The organism is Yoonia maritima, from assembly GCF_002933395.1.
Classification (GTDB): domain Bacteria; phylum Pseudomonadota; class Alphaproteobacteria; order Rhodobacterales; family Rhodobacteraceae; genus Yoonia; species Yoonia maritima_A.
In genome coordinates, this window is record NZ_PKFN01000001.1 from 21,301 (window position 1) to 42,976 (window position 21,676).

The window sequence follows — 21,676 nt, forward strand, 5'->3', positions numbered from 1 at the left end:
AAGCGGGGCTCGCGCTCCGCTTCACGGCGTCGTTTTTTACACAAAGCTGTGTTCGGTTTACTTGGTGTAATCGCCGAGGTTCGCATGTGTGACCAATTCGAAAGGCACATAGACCTTCTGATCGACATCCTCGCCAGCGGCCAGTCTGAGTGCAGCGTCAAGCGCGCCAGCGCCCTGCCCCGCTGCGTTTTGGAAAACGGTCACATCCAATTCGCCTGCTGCCATAGATGCAAGCGCATCCGCAGTCGCGTCGACGCCGCCGACTTCGACGCTATCCATGTCAATCCCTGCCGCTTTCATCGCCTGCAACGCACCGATGGCCATCTCGTCATTGTTGGCGATCAGCGCATCAAACGGCTCGCCCGAGGACAGCCAGTTTGTCATAAGATCTTGGGCCTCATCACGCGACCAGTTGGCAGTCTGCTGATCAACCACTTCGATGAAGCTGCACATGTCCATGGAAAGAACGTCTTCGATGTCTTTGGTGCGCTGAACCGCGGCTTGGTTGGACAGCTCGCCCATCATGACGTAAGCGCGTGCGCCGCCACCTTTGCCCGCTGCGCGCAGGTTCTTACAAATCTCGAATGCCTCAAGCGTACCGGATTCAATTTCGTTGGATGCCACGAACGCTTGGTTGTCAGGGAGCATGTCGACGTTGATCGGCTGACGGTTAACATAGACAAGCGGTACGCCAGCGGCTTCGGCAGCCGCGGTCATGGCTTGGGTCGCAGAGGTGTCGACAGGGTTGACGATGATCGCATCAACGCCCGAGGCCACAAAGTTGTTAATCTGGTCAAGCTGCTTTGCCACGTCATTCTGGGCATCTTCAACTTGAATGTCCACGCCATCCATACCTTCGGCCATCTCGATCATGCCGTTGCGCAGAACTGTCAGAAAGTTGTCGTCGAACAGTGCCATGGACACACCGACACTCTGGGCCATTGATGTGGTTGCCATCAAGGATGCGACACCAGCCGCCAATAAGGTATTCTTCATAGTTTCCTCCCATAACTGGCCTCCGGCACACCAGTCGGTTTACATTTTCAATCCGGACCGACCTCCGTCGATGACGCGGGCCGTCGCTCCCTAATCGACACCTCCTCGTGCCGCTCAAAGAAAAACTTATGGGGCGACGCACACTCTCTGAATCCGCAACGACCATGTCGCGAAACGAACGCTACCGACCCATTCAGCCGATCACGTTGACGATCAAAATTTCTGTGTACGTCCTCCCAAACGGTGAGCCGGCGACGCCGTCCATCGTGTGAAGGGAGCATGCGATATTGAACACTAAACCGTCAATGGATTGCCCTGATACTGCATCATTGATGATGTTTACGCCGTGCCACATTGATGTATTAACATCATGCAAATGACTCAGGAAGATAGATGTGTGGCTGTAAGAAATGCTGCCCAAGCACCCCAGCGCCACCGTTTCTCACAGCGTTTACCATCATTTCAACCAGATCACTGCAAAGTTGCCGCAAGGGCGTAGAGATCACCATCGTGACGTAGCCATCGACTAGGGCGGCGCGACTATCTTCGGTTAACTCATTCACAACCAAGGCCACCTGACGCGGCCTGACTGTTTCTCTAAGCGCCGCAATAGCCCCCTCCATCCCGCCGCCAGCAATGTATACACCCCGTAAATCGGGATGGCGCGCGACCAGGTCGAGCGTGGCTTCATAGGTCAATTGCCGTGTCTCAAGGTTGACCAGCGTATCGAGAACGGTGAAATCAGGCGTACTGTCCCGCACAAAACTGCGAAACCCTGTTTCCCGCAATTCATGCCCATGCCAACGGTTGCCACCAACGAACACTGCAAGTTTCCCGGCCTTCTGCGCCGCAGTGGTGGCCATCCACCCCGCCTGACGCCCAACCTGCATATTATTCAGACCCAAATAGTTCTCGCGAATGCCCTGCGCAAAATCATTTAAAAGCGCAAATGTCGGAAGACCGTCCTCTTTCAGCCGCTGGACCGCCTGTGTAATACTTTGATGATTGACGGCGGAACTTGCGAGCGCATCGACCTTTGGCGCCAATGCGTCTATTTCTTCCAAAAAATCCGAAGGGGATTGTGAGGCAGAGAACCGTATCACTGCACGCCCCCGAATATCAGTACGCTCCGCGACCGCGCGTTCGAGTTCATTGGCGAAATTTTGATAGAACTGTTGGCGCCCCTTATGTAGCACCACACCAAAGCTCATTTCAGGCGCCGATGTGCTTAAGCGCTGATCAATGAGGGTCGAGGCGTGATATCCTATCCGATGCGCAGCCTCAGCGACCTTGCGCATGGTTTCCTCACGGACAACACCGCGCCCGTTGAGCACCCTATCTACGGTCGCAGGCCCGACACCCGCCTCGCGCGCGACATCCTTGATCGTTGGTCGATTAGCCATATACACCCCCACAATGATGAAAAACTATCTCATGATAATTTTACATCAGCATTTTGGAACAAAGCCCAAACGTCAACAATATTCCTCCAGATACATCCGAACAGGTGTTTCCGTTTGGATCGGCGGCGACACCAATCTGCCGAATAGAACTGCAGGCGCGTAAATACGCCTATGCGTGTAATTAGCCTTGCCTGAATCAGCCCCACGTTACATAAAGCAAGCACATTTTACCGTTGAATTTCAAACCACCTCACTAGGTCCGCCACCATGACCCCGCATGACGATCTTGATGATATCTGGTCCTTCGGGTCACGCGAACAATGCTCAAAGGCTGCGCAAACGCCAACCTTCCAGATTGAGCATATCGGTAGTGTGGAACCACTGGATGCGCAGTTCGGCCTAGATCACCCCAAGACAGTACCGGAACCACTTTCTGAACTGTTTTTTGGTCAACCGGGTCCGTCAGAGCTTGCAATGATGGGTGGTGAGCCAGATAAAGTCCCGCCCTTGCAAACCTATGCAATTCTTGACGCCGCCAAAGTCACCAACTTTGTTGAAATGCTAGAAGCCTCTAGCCTAGAGCATTGCTGCCTGTTCAAGGGTGACGCTGAAGACGAATTGAAAAATGTTGCCCCGTGGATCGTGCGGCTTGAAGAAGGCAACGCTTTCACCCGCAATCTATTCACGCGCTCTGAGGCTCCTTGGCACCTTTGGGACAGCGAGCCGGGAATATACCTACGGTCACGCAGTACGCTGGAGGACATGCGGAAGCACTTCAGGAAATTTATAAAGCTCAAAAGTATAGATGAGAAATGGTTTTATTTCAGATTTTGGGAAGCATCTGTAATACCTGCATTTTTGTCCGAGATAGACGTAGAACAACAAGCTCGTTTCCAGGGGCTTTTTTGCGGTACCGACAGCGCACCGATTGCGGAAATTTACTTTATTTCCGTGAGAACAAGATGTTGTACAACCGTCAAGGGTCATCCGCTTTCAACGAGTGGCAACCTCAAATTGCCTATTCAAATTAAGCTGACCGAGGAAGATTTTACCGATCTTGCCAAGGCGATGCGGACCACTTTTTTCAAACGAATGCGACAAGATTTCGAGGATCGTGCGCTGGCACAATACGGGATGTCGAAAAGTGACTTTTCCACATATTATGGTCGGACATTGCGCAAAGCAGCGGATTACCAAATGGTCACAGAAAAAGACGTAGCGTCGTTCGTTTATGTGACCTTTGAGCAAGGCATTACCTTTTGGGACAAGCCAGATGTCATGAAAATAACCTCGGATAAGCATCTGAAATCATCGCACCGTGTGATGGATGCAATATTATATCGTTTAAAGAAGGGTGATCTATAGTGACTGACAACACCAACTTGGATGACATCTCCGTTTATGAATGGGCTGCGCCCTACGAACGTCAGCTTGATGAGATGGATCAGGCCTATGCAAATCGTTTGGAAATGTTGGTTGATGTGTCACTTGCATCACAAGATTTAGAAACACTGGATCGTATTTTTTGGGCACTGATAATTGATCTGGGTTTACCCGTTGATCGTCCAATCGGAGTTCCGTGTACTGAAAAAAATGATGCGATTGCGATTGCTGCTGTTCAAGGGGTCCATCCCGAAGCATGGATGTACGCCACGCCAGCGGCCAAGGGGCTTAGGTTTCCCTTTTCAAAGCAGTGGTTCGCCGGAAAACGGCTCGCTCTCGGGTATTCCTTTGAAGATCTAGCCGGTTCGATTTTGGACTCAGACTCACCGTTGGGAAAAACGCTATTTCTTGGAGCTGATGGCTTTCCATATCTGATTGATGGCTCCGACCCTGCCATCGGTAACTTTCGGGTTGGTGAGACATCTCCAGTTCCGGATTTGCTAAAACGACTTGTCGGCATCGAACAGGACATGGTTTCCAACCGTTCACAAAGAGATGTCCAATGAGTTATGGAAACGAAGACGGCGTTCCGTCAAATGAATACCCCCCAGTTGGCCAGTACAGAGGCAGTGCCACACGATATGATGATGCCAACTGTGCAACGCAGCAGTGTCCTTACGTTCTCGTAACCGAATTGTCTTACGAGCGGCAAATTGACGAGCCAGATGGCCCATATCATAGACGCTTGCGTGAACGCTTAGATACTGCCCGGTCTCATGGGAATATCCAAGAGATGGCTGCTATCTACAGCGCTTTACAGATCGACATTGGAATACCCGAAGACGGGTTGCACGTGCCATGTCGCGATGAAAACGAGTGGTTAGTGCTTGCTTATATTCAGAACGTCAAACCAGAAGCGTGGTTGTATGCCGAACGCATGGTGGATGATGTTGACGAGGATCGTTGGTACACCCCTGGCCCAAGCGTCGAAGGTTTTACGTTATGGAAAGAACTGCGATCCATCTTTGATCCGGCAGGTTCCAGAATAGGATCGGTTACATTTCTAGGACCTGACGGCATTGAGTATAGCTTACTTGGCGCTAACCCAGAGATTGGGGATTACTTTGCATATCAAAATCGCAGTTTGGTTGCCCTTCTCAAAGAGGTAGCACGCGAGTTAGGCGTCAATCCTTTTGAACGCTTGCAAGGTGTCGACGAAGAAGACTTCGGATATCAAACGACAGATCCGCAGCTCGTGCCTATTCGCAGCGTGCTATTTGAATACGAAGTGTTTCAGCCCAGTGGTGAGGTCGATCATGGTGAGAACGTTTTACTTGCCCAAGGTCCGACACGCAACGATGCGATCAACGGAAATATCTCAGGGGCGTTTGGGCAACCATCTAGTGGACCAAAGTCAAACGTCGGATCAAATATAGCCAGGACTTGGCGTATCATCGTCCATAACGGGCGTGGCGGGCCGTTTGTAACTCTTTACAGGCAGGGCTTGGACGCCGTCTTAGGGCGAGAGGGGCTATCACGCCCCCAGTTCCTGCAACTGCGCACCGCAAACCCCGCCCGCTATCGCGATATCCGCAACCGGGCCATGCAATCGGCAAGACTGCGCATACCAGGCGTGCGAGCAGATATGCAGGGGGCAGCACGGCGCGGAGATCAGATTGTTCAAGCAAATGGCGGAACGCCGAACTTTCGTACCTTCAGGTCTTCAGACGAGCGTGGAAATACCGTCTACGTACGGCCAGATGGGTTTGGTCAAACTGGCAATGTTCAGGAAGTGAAGCTGGTCCGTTACCAAGCCAATACGCAGCAGATACAAGCTGAGATGAGACTCGCGACAAATCGCGGTGTGAGCTTCGAGTTGACTGTTCAAACTCGAACAGTTTTATCTGGACCTCTGCGAAACTTGGTAGCACAGAGAAGAATAATTTTGAGACATGAACCATGATCAACGAACATATACCTGACGAGTATACGCGGATGCGGGTAATCGTAAAAAACCCTACAGTTGATCGGCTACTCGAAGCCGTAATGTCTTTGCCTGAGGGTCTTGTTCCAGAATACTGGTTTCAGCTTGAACCTAGGCCAAAGTCCAAACGGATATATCTAGCTGAATCCAAGGCAGTTTTTGATCAGAAAGCTACAATTTCCAGTGGTGGTTTTTTTAATCATAAGAAAATCTGGATCACACATGGAGACTTTAGAATAGAAGAAACTAGAGAAAATTCGAATTTTTTCACTAATGACTTGGGTGTGGGATCAAACATTAATAATTGCAGAGACGAGGAAGATATTGGCGCGCTGTTGCGCGTTCACGATCATCTCATTAGGGCTTTTGACACCTACTACGCTTGCGCAATCCCCTACCGTGCCCTTGAACAAATCGTTAAAGCGCGCGCAAGAGCGCTTGAAACAGATCCGCCATTCGAGATGTTCGCACTTGATCCAGAACAATTTACAGATCAGCCGTTCAACTACGCAGAAGCCAAGCATAGCTTCCCAATGATGGGGTGGATCACGTATTTGTCGCAGGAATGTATTGACGATTACGCGCTGGATATGGACCGTATCAGAGCCGTTGCGCAAAAAGTCGAAGAAGTCGGCCCCACCAAAAGCGCGGGCATGTTGTTCCGCATCCAATTCCACGAGGGCCGGGACGACTGGCAAGAGACGCTTCCCGCGATTACACAAATGTGCCTTGAGGCAGATCAACACCGCTACAAGCTGGGAGAGTATCGTGAGCGCCCTCCGGAAGAACGGTCGGTTGATGGCTGGCATACATGGCTTTTGCCGGACGAATGGTGGAAGAGCTGAAGCGAAGCGGGCGGGTAATCCCCCCATTTTAATGGGGGATTGGCGCGGTGCTAACTAGACATCAAACTCGCGCTCGAACCGTCGCCGCTGGATTGCAGGGTGTGGGCTATGCCGGTCCTCGTGTTCAATCGGGGTCAGCAACAGGCGGTCCAGAACTGCAACCGCCAATGACGCAACCAAAGTGCCCGCGAGTGTCAGGCACACACGTTGAAAGGCGGCCAATTCCGGGTTGCTTGTGGTCAATGACGTTGCGACCAGAACCGCCGCAACGGACAAGCCGAATTGATAAACCGAAGCAGACAGGCGGCCGTGCATCATAGCGATGCCAAATCCCCAGCCGGTCAGAAACATCAGCAATAACAACACCAGGAAATGCGCCGAAAACCCGTAGATCGCCAATACGACCAAGGCAATGATGCCACCAAGGATGGTGGCCCAACTTCGCTCTGCGGCTTCGGCAAAGGCTTCGTGCTTGGTTGGGAAGATCAGCGGGAAAACCGCCGCAATGGCCAGGATCAAATCCGACACGGGTAGTACGGCGTACAGCCAAAAACACAGCGCCGTCAGAACCACAGATCGGATCAGCGCGCCCCCACCGTGGTGTCCAGCCGCAGGGCGAGGCGCGTCTTCGTGGAGGTCTTTGGTGCGGGCGGGGATCAACAGATAAAGGGTGGGGATGGTCACAGCCGCAACCACGCACCCTAACAGAAAGCCATCACGAAAGATGTTCAGCATCGCCGGATTTTTCATGCCAACAATCGACATAAGCGCCGCCGCGATCAGAACCAGCATCCCAAAAGGGCTGCCTGTCCGCCGGGTGACAAAAAAACCAAGAAAATAGAACAAGAACATCCCCAGCAGCATCAGCATTGGCACTGGCCGGGTGATTGCCACGATCCCAGCCATCAGCCAGACCACAATCCCAAAGGCGACGGCCCCTCCAATGGCGCGCGCCGGGTTGAACGCCTTGCGCAGCCCGGCAATCAGTCCGATGGGCAAAGCGACGCAGATAGGGGCCAGTTGCGGTTGTAGCACGGCCATGGCCACAAACCCGGCAACGACAGCCAATCCTAGGCGAATGGCAAAATGCGGGTCGTCCGCGACCTTGGGGCGGGGGGCAACATACATGCCTGTGCCCTTAGTATAGGGCCGTCGTCCAGCTGCTGATGCGCTGGAAGAAGGCCGAGGTTTTCGTAACCCAATGATCGCCGCCATCGGGATGGATCAGCACGCTAACCTTACCGCCAATCCGGGCGGAGCGGGGCCAGGCGTCAATCCCACCCTCAACAACGATACGCACCGGCATTTTACGAGCGGGTTCAAACCATTGCGTCGCGGGGGTGTTGACGGGAAGGCCGCCGACCTCAGATCGCCCGGGATTAATCCCCCAACCAAGGCTTTCGACGTGACCTGCGAAAATCTGGCCTGGAATGGCATCAAACATCAGCGTCACCCGATCATCTGGCAGTACATTCACCAGCTGGTTTTCCCGCAGATCGGCTGTGATCCAGATCGCTTCGCCATCGATAAAGGTGATGGTGGGTGGGCCCGCGCCAACATATTGACCAAGTCCCAGATGGACGTTCGTCACCACACCGGGGCCGGGCGCGCGCACGAGGGTGCTAAGCAGGTCATATTCTGCTGTTTCAAGCGCCAGTTCGGCGGCGCGCAACTGTGGATTATCGGATCCTGTGGCGCCAAGCTGACGGCGCGCGCTTTCGGCGTTCGCCTCAGCGGCACCAAGCGCGGCTGCGGCTGCATCTGAATTCGCCTGTGCTTGATCCTGTGCGGCACGGGATGCGATCCCGCGTTCAAAAAGCGACTCGGCGCGGGTGGCAGCCTCCCGCGCAGCTTCGGCATTTGCGCGGGCCTGCGCGACCTGCGCCTGCGCCGCTTCGATTTGGGCGATAGAGGCGTCGATCCCCTGCGCCGCCTGCGCGAGCGATGCGCGCGCACGCTCGACACCCAGTTCAAAGGGGCGTGGATCAATCTGAAACAGTGGGTCCCCGGTGGCGAGAATGGCGTTGTCATAGGTTTCGACCGCGATGACCCGGCCTGAAACCCGTGGGGCAATTTGCACCACGCTGGCGGACACAATCCCGCGCTACGTGCCCGGCGCATAGTGGTCTTTGGCGACCGTCCACGACACGATCCCCGTGATCAGCACCAGCACAATGACAAGCACACGCAGAATGGGGCGTACGTCGATTTTTTCAGCGATTTCAGATGTATCAACGTGGTGTTGCGACGATTTATCGGTTGCAAGATTGCTTGCTTCTACTGTGACCATCTTTAGGCGGCTTTCATTGATATCATTACTAATCTTGGCGAGGGCAGTCTGATTTCGCGTCGCTTTTTAGCAGGCCTAGCCAATGCGCACAGGGATTGCCAACCTAAATGGACACTGATATCCGCTTACGTTAGGGGTGACCCGACAAAGGAGCAAAAAAAACATGAAGCAGCGCACTGATGCCCGACGAAACCGTGATGCCCTTTTGGACGCCGCTGAACAGGTGTTCGCGCATCAGGGGGCATCCGCGCCGCTAGAGCTTGTGCACTTAAAGGCTGGGCTTGGCCGTGCAACGTTGTATCGCAATTTCCCTGATCGCCAGGCACTGTTATTTGCGCTGGCCGATCGGGCGATGCAGCGCATCGAAAGCGAAACCAATGAATTCTGGAGTTTCCTGACAACGGCCGCAGAGTTCGTCGCCCAAAGCGAGGCGGTTCAAGCGATCTGGGAAGAAGCAACGCAAGATACGCCAGCGATTGAATCCGGGCGCAAGCGTCTGACGGATATTGCTGATGGGCATCTGCGCGCCGCCAAGCGCGCCGGGCAGGTTAGCGAAAATATTCAGGTGTCAGATATCATGTTGATCCTGCGGATGATCGGCGGCGCGGCGCGAAGGCAACCTCCAGAAAGTCGAAAATCAACGGCGCAAAGGGCGCTTGCCCTGCTACATGACGGCATGACCGCCGGATGTCGTGTTCCGGCCCCTGGCGGGGCTGGGCTTGTTGCAATGTGATGCCGCGCCACAAAGTGGCGCGGCTGCGAGGTTAGGAAGCCCGCGTTCGTTTACAGGGGTCGTGTGTGCGTACTCCCGGTTTTGCAAGGTTTTTCTGAATGAATGGGACAAGATTGAATGCGGTCGTGTGTCAGACCTCATATTTGCGACTTTTCACACGCCGCGGGCTTTTCGCGCCCGACCCCTATCTGGTTTTCCCGATCAGTTTAACTTCAATCGACGTCCATATTTATCCTCCTGTTGGCAACAGAAAGGGCGTGGGCTATGCAAATCCGTCATCTTCCTAACCGGGATCACCGCCAAAGCAGCGTCACCACTCTCAAGTTCGCATCACCCCATGGACCACGTTTTTTAACGGGGTTCCGCCCTCGGACGGACCACCAATAAGCGAACGGCCGCTCCCCTTCATGGCGCGACCGTAGCACAGGCTATTTCTACAGCGCACAGGCGGGCCCAACCCGGAAAGGTTTTTTAAGATGTAGCGCTCCTCCTTGAGAATGCGGTTTTCTTTTCGCAGTTCGGCGACCTCGCGTTCAAGATCGGACTGGGCTGTTGGCTTCTCAGATTGCGCCGGTCCCTCTGGATCCAACGGCTCAGCGTCGAGAAGCCAACGCCAAAATCTGCTGCCACCTGCTTACGCGGCAGTCCGCTGGTTAACGCTACCCGCACAACCTCTGCGCGGAATTCCGGGGTTGGTTTCTGTGCCATGATGTTTCTCCTTTGTGGCAAAATACCAAGTCAAAGGAATGGAACAATTCGGCGGCAGGTCCAGTAACGCTATCAATAGTATAGTGTACTCCCCTTGCTTTACCGGGGCGCTTTATGCTCCGATACGACAGATTAAGGCTCACGAGAATTTGCATGAAACAGATCGCCTCCGGCAAAAGAGGACGTGTTTATGATCTGGGCGATGGCCAGATTGCGAAATACTATGTCCCTGACGCGCCAGACACCGCTTTAGAGCGCGAAGTCTTGGCTGCCAGGCTGGCCCATGATCACGGCGTGCCCACGCCCAAGGTGCTTAGCGTCGATCGTGACATCGCACAGGGCCGGGTTGTTTTTGAATATGTGTCAGGGGTGGCCGTGTCGTGGTATGTCCTAAAACGACCATGGCGGCTGTTTTGGGCAAGCAGGGAAATGGCGCGTTGTCTGGCCAATTTGCACACCATCCCCGACACACAGACCCCAAATCTGAAAACAGAGATGTGCAAAGAGATCGACAGCCTCTCTTGCCTGACCTCCGACACAAAACAAGAGATCCGGGATCAGATCAACCAGTTCAGCGGCCCCGACAGGTTGTGTCACTTCGACTATCATTCGAGCAATGTCATGGTGTCAGACGGAGCCTGCGTGGTGATTGATTGGGGCGCTGCGCGGAGTGGGCCTCCTCTCGCGGATCTAGCCCAAACCTGTGTAATCAACCGTGTCGATAGCTTTCCCGATGGCACCGGAGGCGTAATGCGGCTGGTGATCCGAGCGTTGCGTTGGCTGCATATTGAACTGTTGATCGCGTTCTACAGCCACTACAGCCAAGACCACAGCTATGCTTCGGTCCGGCGCGGCATTCGTGCGTGGCAGCGCCCTATCGCAGCCGCCCGTTTGGCGGATGACATTGCCTATGAACGCACTGCCTTGCTGAAGTTGGTGAACAGCCGGACCTCGTCGCTCTAGATCAGGTTCACAAACGGCGGAAACTCGGGGTCTAGTCGGTACACCCCACCCACTTGGTTCGAAGGGAAGGTTACGGCAAAAACCGCCAATCCATCGGGTTGCGCCACAATCGGGCCAAACCCTGATCCCTGATACAATATGGGCTGCCCGACCTGCGTTCCTGTGGCCACGTCATAGACGTAGATCAACCCATCGCCCCGCACGCTGACCCCTGACACAAAGAGATAGGCCCCATCCGCTGAAAAACACAGGCTGGGCCTGTAAATGGCCAGAGACCGCATTGGCGGGACATAGGATATCTGCGTGTTGATCCCCACAGGTTGGACTGTGATGTCAGAGGTTCTGACAAAAAATATGCGCCCACCGATCGCCTTTCCCTGAGGCCGCGACCACACAGCCAACAGTGATCCGTTCTGAGACAAGCTCATCGGTCCTGCTTGGTATGAGGTGCCCCCTGATGTCAGCGCCAACGTTGTCGAGGATGTGCCCAAACTCGGGGTCAAAGTGATGTGGCCCAAACCTCCGCTGTCGCTGTGAAAAATGTTTTGCGCTGATACTGCCAGCCCGCGGTCATCCAACGCGGGCACGCTGACCATCGGCGCGGTATAGGTCGACCAATCCTGTGATGTGTCGATGTAATAGATCGCCGGTGTGCCGCTGTTCTTGTAGCTGCTGTACACGACATGGCTGCCGTCGGGCGTGGTAGCGATGGCCCCTCCGTCTTGCATGGCCGCATGGGGGATGTTTGTGAAGTTAGCCGACGCCGCAATGGATGATGATTGCGTGGCAAGCAAGGTCGCATCCAGTTTGACAATATCTTGCGCCAGCCCGGTGCTGTCCTGACGCACGACATAGACCATGGTGTTTGTTGGATTGGCCGCGACATTCACCGGAATCAGCCCATCAGCAAAAGCGGTCTTTGATGTTTCGGCCAAGGTTGCGGTGGAAAACTGATACAGCTGCGCCTGCGCATCTGCACCCAAAGCAGGGGCAAAGACTGATTGCGCATCGGGTGCGGAACAGACCGTGGAGAGATAAGAATACCCGCTCGCGGCTACAACCTGATTTGTTGTCCAGACCGCGTTGACCTTGGCATTTGCTACAGGATCGGTTTGGGGCGTCCTGTTGGCGTTGTAGCTGGCCAAATCATATTGGCACAACAGCGGCGTTTGTACTGAAACCGGCACGCTTAAAGGCCCTGATGGGTCAAGCTGCGCTTGTCCGACGTGCTGCACCGAAGAAATCGTGACAGAGGTGGTGTTTTGCGTCTGCCAGTCCAACTCCACTGCCGATGCATCAGGCGCAACACTGACTGCAAAGCTTTTGGTCTTTTGCACCGGGTCTTTATCAACCGTCAGTTCCAGGAACTGGTCGTTGAAACCGGGGAAATTCTTGGTTTGGATAAACGCCACAGATTGTGGGTTGCTCGGGTCAATCGGCAAAGCTGTGCAGATGTTGCGCAGGTAGATGTTCAGAAATGGATCGGCGTTGCCTGCGCTGATCGAGGTAAAGACATGTTGATTGGTGGCGGTCGGTTTGACACGCCACACAGGGGCTGTGGCGTCATCGCTGACGTCTACTGTTACCTCCCAGTTCGACGTGGATAACACCCCTTCGCGGTTGGAACTCAAAGAGATATCAATGTTCCGCCCACTGGTCGGGCTAATGTAACCTTGGGATTTGGTTGAATTATCTGTCAGGGCAAAATTCGGATCGATATTGGACAACGCGTTGGCATAAGGAAACCGGATGGTAAATTCCGGCGATTTGCTGGTGTCAAAGGATTTGATCAACGCTTGAAGTGGGTCGTACCCGGTGTGCGTTTCAGGGCGGTTGTTCTGACCTTTGAACGCGAATGACAGCTGAACTGTGTTCAACACAACGCTTGCGGGTTTGATATTGGCGGACGCGGGTTTGACGCTGGGTTCGATTTTGTTGGTCGACGCCAGACTGTTGGTGGCCCCAGTGATGGTCGCGTCCACCTCTAACGCGCGGTTCGGCCCCATCAATGTTTGATTGTCCGTGCTTGGCACCGCCGTGCAAATCAGCAAATGCTGCGCTTGCAGATCGGCAAATGGGATGGATTGTGACACGACAATCGACCCGTTGACCGCCGTCGTCGGAACGATTGTTGACAAGGTCAACGTCATCATCTCGTTGGATTTCACAACGATGTCAGCTTTGGGGACAAGCGAAAACGTATAATACGGGTCAGCCGACCCGTTGGGATTGGCCAGCTTGGTTTTGGTCCACGCCGTATCAACCGTGATATTCGCTGCATTGGTGATCGAGATCATCTTGCCCGGAAACTTCAGTGTCATCGTTTCCGTCGTCTTGAACGTCACATCAAATGCGGTCAGGTTTTTGATCTCTAGCTCAATCGCGTTGGGCGTTGTTGACCCGACATAAATCGTGTTCAGCTGTCCTTTGGTCAATGCCGGGTTTTTCAGGTTAAGTGAGAAATTCGCCATGAGACCCTACCCGTCTGCGCGTTTCATCAATAACCAGCCATCCACCAGACTTTGCGGCGTATCTGGAAAGGTCGGGTTGGTCATGTTTTGGGCCCCTGAAATATGGCTGCCTTGTGGGGTCAGGGTTGTCACCCATTCCCATTCAAAGCCGGGCTGAGGCGGGATAGGTAACTCCGGCACTGGTGTGCGGGTCAAAACCGGAGCCGTCAGGAACGTGATTTCGATATCACGTAACACACGATTGAATTGTTCTTCAGGGATTTTGACCGACGACACCGGCAAAACGCCTGTGGTCGCATGCACTGCCGCGCGCGGGTCCATGATAAAGGTCATCACCGACGGCCTGCCGTTCGGCGTGATTTTGACTGGAAAATCGGCGTCATCCTCAGACAGCGAAACAATGCCTGCCGATGATGTCAACTCAACTGGGGTGTAGAATTTGGTGAAATCCCCATCGACAAAATACCCCGACAACCCATCGTCAAAATAGGGAAAGCGGTCTTGGTTCGGCAATTTCACCATCGCGGTACCAACCCGAGTTGGCAGTGTGACATCCGGCAAGCCCGCGTCATTAAAGTTGTCCAAATGATAAGGAATGTATTCTGAACTGGTCAGCGTGAACTGCGGCCCGTTTTCGTTCCATTTAGGATAGGTGCTGTAATCGGACGCGCGGTCGATGTTGCCTTTGAGTTCGACCCCGATTTCGGCTTGTGTCACCACCAAAGGTCGCCCGACAAACAAACTCAGATCCGCAGAGTTTTGCAGCGCCTTGGTGATCACAAAGCTTTGGGATTTTTCCAAGACAGCAAGGAACGTGTTGAACTGGGTAGCCGTGGCTTTGGTGGCATCGCCAAACAGGAACTGGGTCAAAACGGAGGTGAACACCGAGTTCGCGCCGGCTGCCTGAAGGTAATCCATCATCGCCTGACGATTGCTGATCGTGACGCTTGTTGTCTTCCCGGGCACCGGGAACCAGTGCACCAAAGGTCCGTCCGCGGGGTTGGGAGTACCCTGCAATCCCAAAGACCCCAAATGCTGGCCGTTATGGTCATAAAGCGACACGGAATTGTCCAGATGGTTCGGCCAGAGCCAACCGCAAACGGGCGACACGGCGGGAATGGCATTTCCCGGTTCTGCAAACGGTCTGGCAGACAAAGACGTTTGCGCCCCGATCCAGTCAAAATTCACCCGCGCGGGCTGAACGATGCGCGGCGGCAAATAGACGTCATTGGGGGCCAAGGTGTCCGACATGCTTTCGGCCACATAAGTGGGTTCGGGTGCTGTCAAGCTGACATAGCGCCCAAACACATCAACAAGCTGGATTGCTTGCATCGACAATTTGCCCGCCCGCAAAGGGTTGAAATCGACAAATTCGGCGTTGCTTTGTAACGCTAAAGGGTTGGGTGCCAGATCGTTCCAATTCGCGGGCCAATCCGCAGATTGTGCGTGCAGAAACTGTGTCGGCCAAAAATCAGCCGTAGACAACGTGCCTGACGTCCACTTGGTGGGGATATTCACCGGCAATTGCATTTCCTGCACACGTTGCACCAAAGCCGGGTTAAACCCAGACAGACCCTGACTTAGAATACGTTTACTTTTGTAGGCGGTATATGCGCCGTGGAACAAAGCCTTGGTGTCGTAGTCAGAGGCGCTCTTGTCCGGCGGGAGCTTGGGATCGTAATCCAGATAGGTCATGCAATATTTCGAAATCTGTTCGCACAGGCTGTAGGTCGCATTCGAAGACATGGCGATCACACCGCGCAGATCAAAGCTGTACGCGCCGTTGCTGCCTCCGGTAAAGTTCCCCTTTGACGCCGCCGTAAGATGGTTTTCCACCTCATATGACCCCAATTTGAACTGCTTCATAAAGTCTGCAGGCAGGTTTTCTGCCGCAAGGTCGAATTTGTCAGAAAACGTGTAAGTCGCGTTCCACCAGATAAACAAAGGCAAAAACGGATCGTTGTCAGTGCGCCAGTTATACGCCACGTAGTACGGCAATTTGCCGGTCAGCCCTGTGGGCGCGGGGTTCAGCGCCACGTGACTGTTAGCATCGAATTTGATCGTTTCATTGCTTTTTGCTGCTGCGGCAAGGTCGTTTTCTGTGACCGGAGAGCCTAATTCCGGGGTCAGCAAAACCGCCTCTTGAGCGAGGCTTTGGAACACCGCGCTTAACCCCCGTTGGGTTGGCTTGATTTTGGTTCCGATTGAATTGATCTGCGCAGGATAATCCGGTGGATGGGTGGCGTTAACGATTTCTGACGGCATCCGACAGGGGATGATATCGGCTTTGCCATTGCGGGTGAACGGTTTCAAAATCGTCTCTCCGCTCTCGTCCTGACCCATCAGGATGACAGGTTCGTTTGGCGCGGAAAACGAATTGGCCGGGGTAGCAACCAATTCGAACTGGCTTTTGATGCGGTCATACAAAGCGGTGTTGTAGATGCTAACTTGTTGCGCACCGGGAAGCCTGTCCAACACCTGCTTTGTGGCGGACTGCATGTCGGTGCCAATGTCCCGCCAGTCCTGCCCCAACAAGGTCGCGGCAATGGCTGGAAGGTCCGTGGCACCCTGCCCCAACATCGCATTCAAAGAAGCCAAAGCACCGCTGATGTTCGCAGGCGTAGCCGACAAGTCCGCTTGCACGCTGGCCAGTGTTTGTGATGCGATTGTCTCTAGCGCGGCCAGCGCCGCTGCAACGTCCACCCCCGTCAGTTTCGCAGCTGCGGCGGTCAGATCGGATGCGATTTGGGTCGAGTTTTCCTCTGCCTGCATGAGCGTTTGCAAGCAATATTGCATGTAATAGGCGCCAGTGATGTTCCACGGATCACTGGATTGGATCACATAGATATGCGCGCAGGCCAGATAATACCCGGCAAGGCTGGTGTCAGAAACAAACGCCGGTTTTCCCCCGGCCCCGCCATAGGTGTCCAGCAACTCTTTGACGCCCGGAAAACCCGCCGACCCGCTGGCAAATTGCGCCAGCGTCTGCGCGTCAGACGGTTGCAGTGTGTCTTTGAAAGCTGTGGCGGGCGGCAATGGTAAGGGGGTCGGTACGGTTGTGACGGTTGTGTACCCTTTGAACGCCGTCACCAACGCTTTGATCGACGCCGCGTCGCGCGTGACTTCTGCCGACAGCGCCTCTACGCCTGTGGTCTGATTGGTCAGATCAGCGGCAAACTCCGCCGCTTTTTTCAACGCTTTGCTAGCGTCCGTCAGGGTTTCAATCGCATTGTCTATCAGCGTGCTGATCTGGCTTTGTGCCGACGGCGCCGCAGCGGGCACAATTTGTGCCAGTTCCAGCAAATCAACCGTTTCACGCAGGCTCGAAAGACCCAAAGGCACCAATTCTTGGGCCGTTGCTTCCGCATTGATCGCCAAATTCACCAGTTCCGACGCAAACCCTCCGGCGGTTGGATTAAAGGCAGAAAGAAAGGAATAGGATGCGATGTCGCTGGGCAGGCTGCTATGGGCCGCCGCAGGTAAGGCTATGTTGAAACTGTCCGCAGTCGGCACATAAGCCGATGTTGGCTGGGTCAGGTCAGTGTAATTGCCCGCCGCATAAAGCATCGGAAAGTAATGCAGTATCCCATCCACAACAAAAGACCCGGTCACATCATTGGTCAGGCTTTGCCCCGATCCGCCGAACACGTTGCTCTGAAGTTGCCCTGCATGATAGGACCAGTCGAGGAATAACTGCCGCCGCTGACTGGCGATTTTGTCGCGCGTTTGATCAAACGCACGCTGCGCGGTGTTCAGATCGGCCAGAACTTTTCCCAGATAGGGCGGTAACGGCACTTCGTTGTTGTTGCCCTGCCCTTGAGATTGAGTGCTGTCCCTATCCTGCTGCACCGCCCAAACATAACCTCCGGGTGCGCTTGAGAACCCCGAGGAATGCAAGAACTCTTGTAACTGTCCCACCCCGGCGGCCCCTGAATCCAGCTTGGGCAATTGGTCAAATTGCAACGCGTTCAAAAGCCATTCCGTTTTTTGATCCACTTCTGGCGCGTTGGGATTAAAGAACGGATCTAGCACTGTGCCATTGAGATAGGCTGACAACGCATCCGCAGTGTTCGACCCAATGCTCACCTTGATGCCTTGCTGCGTCGGAGTGCCGGTGGGATAGGTCAGAACCGATCCTGATGACATCTTCCATGTGATGTCGGCCACAAGCCCGCTCATCACGGCCTGTGTTGTCGGGATCGCCGAAGCAGTCAGTCCGCCGTAATCGCTCAGCGACCATTTCAGCTCGGTCGTCATGATCTGTTCAATATACGCCTCGAGGCTGGGTTTGTCGCGGGATGGCAATTGCCCGTAATCTGCGAGCGCTTGTTTCAGCGTGATATTGCAAATGTCCGAAGCCGTGTCGCTGACCCAGCCCACCACGAAATAAGACGCGCTGAATTCGGCATCTGTGGTCAGCTGATTGGGTTTGGTGAAGTAATCATCCAAAGGATCGTACAGCCCTAGAATATTACCTGAACTCGGCAAATAAGCGGTGAACGTCTCGCCTGATCCATAGGGCGCCTGGAACTGCGATCCCAGATACCCGGGATCTTGGCTGCCCGCGCGGGCCGCAAGGGTCTGCATCCCGGTGTTGGGCTCGCTCCAGGTGTCGGTGATGTGCAGCTTGCGACCCAGCAGGTTGCCTTTAAGGCCTTGAATATCGCTGGAATTGTCCATCCATGGCGCGAGCGAGCCGCCCACCGGTGCCGCCCCCGACGCAACAGTGTGCGCATCGCTTTCCAACATCCAAAGCCGAGTATCGGTTGCAGGTTTTCCCGCACCCGGTTTGGCGTTTTTCAGCATACGGATGACCAGCCACCGGTTTGGCAGAACCGGAAAGCTGATGGCGCCAGTGTCACGATTTTGCGTGCCCTTGGTATAGGCCCGCGGCAAAGACCAGTGCAGATGGATGCCCGGTTGGGTGCCCAGATTAGTCACAGACGAAGAAAAGTTCTCCGCAGCGATCATCCCGCTGCCCGCAGAGCTGGCAACTTTGCCCAGTTCGTCAAACTTATACAGCGCTGTCTTCGCCTCTTGCGAGGTGTTGGACGTGACCCTAAGGGCTTCGACATGGATGGGAATAATGATGGTCATGACTTGGCCGCCGGTGCTTGTTTGTTGATGAAAGAGACAAGGCCGACGCCCTGCACCATCTCCATCCCAAAATCAGACGAAACGAGATGGTCGATATATGGCTCGGGCGGGGGGGTATTGCCCGCCCCTGCGGCCTGATAATACCCCGGCGCCGTGCCGTCTTTTTTCAAAGTCGTGGCCATCCATTCGCTGATCGCGGCCATGTTCAAAACCCGCTCAGACGGGTCGTGAAACGCGTTGTCCATCTGCTTTTGGCTAAGCGAGTTATAAGGCGATTTTTCTTGTTGCCACCCGGCAGTGGGATACCGCAAGTCTTTGATAACATTCGGCGGCGACGCCGTTGGATTAATCTGATCAAACCCGCAATGAATCGCTTCGGCAGGCTGGTGGAACACCAGTTCGAACAGCTCACCCTTAAAGATGCCAAACAACACGTCATCGGATAATTGTACCAACCGCACGATGTCCAAAGGCACAACTTTGACCTTGGAGTTGAGGTTATTGTCATAAGGTGACGCCCCCGAAGGATAGCCTGCCACATCCATGCTGGGCCAGCCTCTGACCACTTTGGAGCGCAACAAAAACCCCGTCATCACCGGCGCCTGAGCCAACGCAACAGGCGTTGCGACGCCTTGGGTACTGCACATCTTTTGCATTTTGGCATAGGCGCGCGCGGGAAGTTCGCGTTTGGGGATTTGCGATAACTGGGTCTGGCGGAGCATCTGTTTCATCTCAGCCGTCTGCGACCGCGCGGACAACAGGTTGGCATGTTCAGCCTGCTGCGCCAGCCCCAAAGCGTTCTGGCTTTCGAAATGTCGTCCAATACTCATGGCGCCGTCGATCAGAGCATTGATCCAATTGGGATCAATATGGAATTGGCGCAGCGTTTCGGGCGGTAACATCTTACTGTCAGGCAGCAGGTAATTGAATGGGACACCCACCAAATTTTCCAGATGTGTCAGCCAGTTCGCTAAATCGTCGGGCATGGGATCGGCGGCTGTAGCCTGCGCCAGTTCGGCCAGACGCGCGGAATGCTCACTCATTGTCGCCTCCTTTCTGAGCCGCCACCACAAGGCTGCTGACGGCGGATTGAAGCAGCGTATGGGTCGGAGGGCCACTGCGGGTTCTGGTCAGTTCGTGAATCGCAAAGGAGACTTCGCGCTGTGGCGCGAAAGGCTGCGTCACACTATCCATTTCATAGGCTGCGCGCAGGCTGTAGACGCGACTGCGCTGCCATTGGTAATAGGCCGTCGAAAAACTCTGGTCGTTTAGCGCCATCAACCGCCCCAATTGCCATGCCGCCGCATAAGACGTGTCGTAGAGCCCGACATCGGGGTCGAATTTCAGCAAAGCATCCCCCGAATAGACCATATGCGCCACAGTGCTATTCTGAACGCTGCCCCCCAAAGGCCCGTCTGCGTCCGCAGGCACGACAAACGGTGCCAAAGGTCCGCGATACCACGACACGGTCTGGATTGGCTCGGCCCCATTGGCGGTCACATCTGGTACGCGGGTCAGATGGTTCATCGGCACATACCCAAGGCTTAGCATGGTTTGAACCGTATTTTCAGCCGGCGTCGGTTGCGAATAGCTGGGCGGATTGGGCAACCGCATCAAGGGATCGTCCAATGGCGTGCTTTCTGGATCATCCTCGTCCGGCACTCGCTTATTCAAATGCTCAAGCAGGGTCACAAATTCAAAACTGGTGTCCTGATAAGAGGTAAATTCCCACTGGGTCAGCACCACAAGCCGCACAAAACCCTTGGGATTGGCCTGAATGGTGGATTTAAAATAGCTCGCATCCGCATAGCCACGCAACGCGCATTCCAGATATTCCAACGATACCACCATCGCGGCATTGGCACCTTTGGGGTTTTCACCAGGTGTTGGATTGTCCAGTGCCGATGTCGGCAAAGACTGTGGAAGCCGGTTGGCCATCATTACGGCATATTCGCCCTCCGGGTCGATCACATCACTGTCAGCCAGTGCCTTGTTATCCATCCTGACCGACCGAACATGGGACATCATCCGCAAATCTTGCATCGTCGGGGCCAGTTTCGCGAACAGCCCGACAGGAATATCGATAAAGCTGATGGGATCCGTGCCGTCATAGCCGACACCGGGGTCAAGTTCTGTCCCCGCCGGTTGGGTCTCCCCACTTTCAAACACATAGGAAAACGAGGAATAACCTTTCGTCGCGGGCATCTTTCCGGGGGCGGCTTTACCCAAAGACCGCACCGTCATTGTGTCGGGTATCAGATCTGCAACCGTGCCTTTTTGCACCATCTGGCGCGGCATCGTGCCATCGAAATCTGACGCGCTCAGCACCATGATAAACAGCCAACTCGCCTTGTCGTCATCATATTTACCGGTGGGATTGGTCGCAGGATAGGCGTGCGTATGGATCTGTGGCTCTTGATGATAATAGGGCGTGCGGATCCACGGCAGCTTGACCGCATTTTTCAAAACGATCTGAGGCAGCGCCGTCGAAAATTCACCCTGTGCCCCTGCGGCGGGATAGATGCTGTGGATGAACCTTGTGGGCAGGGTGTATTTTTCCCCCTCCACCCCGAAGGAATGCGACACAACAGGCAACGCCCCGTTGGTCACCGACGCGCCCTTGTCATCGTCGATCTTTTGCTGGGCTGTGACAGTATATTTGCCCGCGCTCAACCCCGGCAAGCTGTGTTGAACAAACGAAGCACTAACCTGAAACAGGGGCGATTCATTTGTGGTCACAATGGTCTGTTTTGTGGTCATCTATCTGGTCGCTTTTCGGTTCTGGTGCGGGGCGTATGGGGTC

16 protein-coding genes are annotated in these 21,676 nt (G+C 54.5%); 6 read left to right on the top strand and 10 right to left on the bottom strand.

Annotation, left to right across the window (positions count from 1 at the left end; genetic code table 11):
• Positions 1-57: 57 nt before the first annotated feature.
• Both CYQ09_RS01135 and CYQ09_RS01140 read right to left on the bottom strand, forming a co-directional pair.
• Positions 58-996 carry a substrate-binding domain-containing protein gene (locus tag CYQ09_RS01135; protein ID WP_106743580.1) on the bottom strand — a complete coding sequence of 313 codons (939 nt, stop codon included), beginning with the start codon at positions 994-996 and terminating at the stop codon, positions 58-60.
• 368 nt (positions 997-1,364) lie between these two features.
• Positions 1,365-2,399 carry a LacI family DNA-binding transcriptional regulator gene (locus tag CYQ09_RS01140; RefSeq protein ID WP_106743581.1) on the bottom strand — a complete coding sequence of 345 codons (1,035 nt, stop codon included), beginning with the start codon at positions 2,397-2,399 and terminating at the stop codon, positions 1,365-1,367.
• A 267-nt stretch (positions 2,400-2,666) separates the two neighbouring features.
• On the opposite strand from CYQ09_RS01140, the gene CYQ09_RS01145 reads away from it, so the two are divergent.
• From CYQ09_RS01145 to CYQ09_RS01160, 4 genes are read left to right on the top strand one after another with little or no spacing between them, the layout of a single operon-like run.
• Positions 2,667-3,764: a DUF4123 domain-containing protein gene (locus CYQ09_RS01145; protein WP_106743582.1), complete on the top strand. Its 1,098-nt coding sequence runs from the start codon at positions 2,667-2,669 to the stop codon at positions 3,762-3,764.
• Positions 3,764-4,348, top strand: coding sequence for a hypothetical protein (locus CYQ09_RS01150; protein ID WP_106743583.1), 585 nt, complete (start codon positions 3,764-3,766; stop codon positions 4,346-4,348). Before CYQ09_RS01145 ends, CYQ09_RS01150 begins: the two co-directional genes overlap by 1 nt.
• Positions 4,345-5,745 (top strand): putative toxin, encoded by a 1,401-nt coding sequence (locus CYQ09_RS01155; RefSeq protein ID WP_106743584.1) that lies wholly within the window; start codon positions 4,345-4,347, stop codon positions 5,743-5,745. The genes CYQ09_RS01150 and CYQ09_RS01155 overlap by 4 nt, the downstream gene beginning before the upstream one ends.
• Positions 5,742-6,611, top strand: a complete 870-nt coding sequence (locus tag CYQ09_RS01160; protein ID WP_106743585.1) for a hypothetical protein — start codon at positions 5,742-5,744, stop codon at positions 6,609-6,611. Before CYQ09_RS01155 ends, CYQ09_RS01160 begins: the two co-directional genes overlap by 4 nt.
• Positions 6,612-6,665: 54 nt before the next feature.
• On the opposite strand, the gene CYQ09_RS01165 is transcribed toward CYQ09_RS01160, so the two are convergent.
• Genes CYQ09_RS01165 through CYQ09_RS01175 form a run of 3 tightly spaced genes read right to left on the bottom strand, consistent with a single transcriptional unit; the run spans position 6,666 to position 8,901 of the window.
• Entirely contained in the window at positions 6,666-7,739 is a 1,074-nt protein-coding gene (locus CYQ09_RS01165) for an FUSC family protein (RefSeq protein ID WP_162617523.1), read from the bottom strand.
• Between the two features lie 10 nt (positions 7,740-7,749).
• Complete coding sequence (locus CYQ09_RS01170; protein WP_162617524.1) at positions 7,750-8,706, bottom strand: HlyD family secretion protein; 957 nt, start codon at positions 8,704-8,706, stop codon at positions 7,750-7,752.
• Between the two features lie 9 nt (positions 8,707-8,715).
• Positions 8,716-8,901, bottom strand: coding sequence for a hypothetical protein (locus CYQ09_RS01175; RefSeq protein ID WP_106743589.1), 186 nt, complete (start codon positions 8,899-8,901; stop codon positions 8,716-8,718).
• Positions 8,902-9,064: 163 nt separating this feature from the next.
• Between CYQ09_RS01175 and CYQ09_RS01180 the strand changes: the two genes are divergently transcribed.
• Positions 9,065-9,634, top strand: a complete 570-nt coding sequence (locus CYQ09_RS01180; RefSeq protein WP_106743591.1) for a TetR/AcrR family transcriptional regulator — start codon at positions 9,065-9,067, stop codon at positions 9,632-9,634.
• Between the two features lie 471 nt (positions 9,635-10,105).
• Here CYQ09_RS01180 and CYQ09_RS18600 read toward each other — a convergent pair whose 3' ends face one another.
• On the bottom strand, positions 10,106-10,342 hold the full coding sequence (locus CYQ09_RS18600) for a transposase (RefSeq protein WP_106743592.1): 237 nt from the start codon (positions 10,340-10,342) through the stop codon (positions 10,106-10,108).
• A gap of 153 nt (positions 10,343-10,495) precedes the next feature.
• Between CYQ09_RS18600 and CYQ09_RS01190 the strand changes: the two genes are divergently transcribed.
• On the top strand, positions 10,496-11,305 hold the full coding sequence (locus CYQ09_RS01190; protein ID WP_162617525.1) for a phosphotransferase family protein: 810 nt from the start codon (positions 10,496-10,498) through the stop codon (positions 11,303-11,305).
• Here the strand turns inward: CYQ09_RS01190 and CYQ09_RS01195 are convergent.
• The 4 genes from CYQ09_RS01195 to CYQ09_RS01210 are packed head-to-tail and all read right to left on the bottom strand — an operon-like array spanning position 11,302 to position 21,633.
• Entirely contained in the window at positions 11,302-13,776 is a 2,475-nt protein-coding gene (locus CYQ09_RS01195) for a hypothetical protein (protein ID WP_106743594.1), read from the bottom strand. The two genes, CYQ09_RS01190 and CYQ09_RS01195, sit on opposite strands and share 4 nt — an antisense overlap.
• 6 nt (positions 13,777-13,782) lie before the next feature.
• On the bottom strand, positions 13,783-18,873 hold the full coding sequence (locus CYQ09_RS01200) for a hypothetical protein (protein ID WP_106743595.1): 5,091 nt from the start codon (positions 18,871-18,873) through the stop codon (positions 13,783-13,785).
• Positions 18,870-19,916 carry a hypothetical protein gene (locus tag CYQ09_RS01205; protein WP_106743597.1) on the bottom strand — a complete coding sequence of 349 codons (1,047 nt, stop codon included), beginning with the start codon at positions 19,914-19,916 and terminating at the stop codon, positions 18,870-18,872. Before CYQ09_RS01205 ends, CYQ09_RS01200 begins: the two co-directional genes overlap by 4 nt.
• Positions 19,909-21,633, bottom strand: coding sequence for a hypothetical protein (locus CYQ09_RS01210; RefSeq protein WP_106743599.1), 1,725 nt, complete (start codon positions 21,631-21,633; stop codon positions 19,909-19,911). The genes CYQ09_RS01205 and CYQ09_RS01210 overlap by 8 nt, the downstream gene beginning before the upstream one ends.
• Positions 21,634-21,676 lie beyond the last annotated feature (43 nt).